Source organism: Burkholderia sp. Cy-637 (genome assembly GCF_011753175.1).
GTDB classification, from domain to species: Bacteria; Pseudomonadota; Gammaproteobacteria; order Burkholderiales; family Burkholderiaceae; genus Burkholderia; species Burkholderia gladioli.
In genome coordinates, this window is sequence record NZ_VWWC01000336.1 from 1 (window position 1) to 2,554 (window position 2,554).

General features: G+C 75.0%; 2 protein-coding genes. Both read right to left on the reverse strand.

Annotation, left to right across the window (positions count from 1 at the left end; genetic code table 11):
• Positions 1–1,983, reverse strand: a 1,983-nt coding sequence (locus tag F3J10_RS35200; RefSeq protein ID WP_167244011.1) for an efflux RND transporter permease subunit, incomplete at its 3' end; no start/stop codon positions are given.
• On the reverse strand, positions 1,980–2,554 hold a 575-nt coding region (locus F3J10_RS35205; protein WP_167244012.1), incomplete at its 5' end, for an HlyD family efflux transporter periplasmic adaptor subunit. The genes F3J10_RS35200 and F3J10_RS35205, both read right to left, overlap by 4 nt.

The window sequence follows — 2,554 nt, forward strand, 5'->3', positions numbered from 1 at the left end:
TGCGGCCGCATCGAGCGCCGCGCCGTCGCGGCCCGCCAGCACCACGGCGGTGGAGCGCGCCGCCCGGCTGTCGTCGATCGTCACGCGCGCGCCGGGCACGAGCGCGAACCGGCGGCGCAGCAGTTCCTCGATCTCGGTCTGGCTGCGCTTGCGCTCGGCGAACGGCTTCAGCGCGAGAGTCAGCCTGGCGGTGTCCGCCGCGCCGGCGTCGCCGGCCGCGCCCACGGTGGTGTAGACCGAGGCGATCTCGTCGATGCCGGCGCTCGCGCGGCGCGCGGCCTCGGCCGCCTCGCGCGTGGCCGCCAGGCCGCTGCCGGGATCGCTCGCCACGTCGACGATGATCTGCGTGCCGTCCTCCTGCGGAAAGAAGCTCTGCGGCAGCGCGGCCAGCGCGGCCACCGAGGCCAGCACGAAGACCAGGCCGCCGGCCGCGCAGCGCCACGGATGGCCCAGGCACCAGTTCACCGCCTTCAGGTAGCGCGCCATCAGGCGCCCCTCGCGCGGCGCATGCGCGGCCGGGCGCAGGTAGCGCGCGGCCATCGCCGGGGTCAGCAGGCGCGCCACGCCGAGCGAGACCAGCACGGCCGCCGCCGCGGTCCAGCCGAACTGCATGAAGTAGCGGCCGACCGTGCCGGTCATGAACGAGGTCGGCAGGAATACCGCGACCAGGGTCAGCGAGGTGGCGATCACCGCCATGCCGATTTCCTCGGCCGCGTCGAAGGCGGCCTGCCGCGGCGACTTGCCCATCGCCAGGTGGCGGGCGATGTTCTCGACCTCGACGATCGCATCGTCCACCAGCACCCCGATCACCAGGATCAGCGCCAGCATGGTCAACTGGTTCAGCGAGAAGCCGAGCCAGGCCAGCACCAGGAAGGTGGGCACCACCGACAGCGGCAACGCGGCGGCCGACACCAGGGTGGCGCGCCAGTCGCGCAGGAACAGCCAGACCACCACCACCGCGAGCGCGCAGCCCTCGTAGAGCGCGCGCATCGCATGGCGGTACACCTCGTTGACCGGGGCCACGTTGTCGGTGAAGGTGTCGATGGCGATGTCCGGATGCGCGACGCGCAGCGCGGCGACGGCCGCCTGCACGCCGCGCGCGGCGCGCGTCTCGTCGGCGTCCTCGCGCTGCATCACCTGCACCCCGATCACCGGGCGGCCGTCGAGCAGGGCCAGCTCGGTGGGCCGCGCCGCCGTGTCGCGCACGCTGGCGAGATCGGCCAGGCGCACCGCGCGGCCCTCCTTGAGCGACAGGCTGGCGTCGGCCAACGCGGCCACCCCGGTGGCGCTGGCGCGCCATTGCAGGGGCCGCTCGGTGCCGTCCAGCGCGATGCGCCCGGCCTGGGTGTCCTCCACCAGCCCGGCCACCTGGGCGGCCACGGTGCCGGCATCCAGATGCAGGGCACGCAGCGCGACCGGGTCGAGCCCGACCTCGATCTCGCGCGCGGCGCCGCCCTGCCGCTTCACGCTGCCCACGCCCGGCACCGCGGCCAGCGCGCGATTCAGCTCGGTGTCCACGAAGCGGCTCAGGTCGAGCGCGTCGCGCCGCGTGGAGGACACCACCAGCAGGAACATCAGGTTCTCGGTGCCGTCGGCGCGCACCACCGGGTCGCGCACGCCCGGCGGCAGGCGATCGCGCACGCGCGCCACGGCGGCGCGCACCGCGTCGAGCGCCTCGGCGCGCTTGCGCTCGGGCTCGAATTCGATGGTGGTATGCGACTGCCCCTCGCTGACCTGCGACAGCACATGGCGCACGCGGCCGGTGCCGGCCACCGCCTGCTCGATCACGCGCGTGAGTTCGCGCTCGACCTGGCCGGCCGGCGTGCCGGGCCACTGCGCATCGACCACGATCTGCGGGATCTCCACCACCGGCAGCTCGGTGACCGGCAGCGAACCGAAGCCGACCAGCCCGCCGATGCACAGCGCGAGAAACAGCAGCACGGCGGGCAGCGGCCGGCGGATCGACCAGGCGGAGACGTTCATCGCGCGTCGGCCCGCTGCATCGCGCCCGCCTCGACCACCGCCACCCGATCGCCCTCGTCGAGCAGGCCGGCGCCGCGCTCGACCACGCGCGCGCCGGGCGGCAGGCCGGCCAGCACCTCGACGCGGCCGTCGCGGCGCTGCCCGGTGCTGAGCTTGAGCGCGTGCACGTGGTGCGTGTCGTCGACGCGCCAGGCGTAGTCGAAGCCGTCGCGCGTGACGATCGCGCTGGCGGGCAGCGTGCTGACCTCGGCCGGCGCACCGGCCAGGATGCCCGAGGCCACGCCGCCCGCCTTCAGCGCGGACGAGGCCGGCAGATCGACATAGACGATGCCGGTGAGGGTGGCCGGGTCGAGCAGCGGCGAGACGCGCCGCACCGTGCCGACCACACTGCTGCCGTCGGGCGCGGTGATCACGGCCTGCTGCCGCTCGTGCACCGCGGCGATCTCGCGCATCCCCACCTGGGCCCGCCATTCGAGCCGGCCGCCCGGGATCAGGGTGAACACCGCGCTGCCGGCCGCGGGCACGCTGCCGGCGCTGGCGCGGCTGCTGGCGATCAGGCCGTCGACCGGCG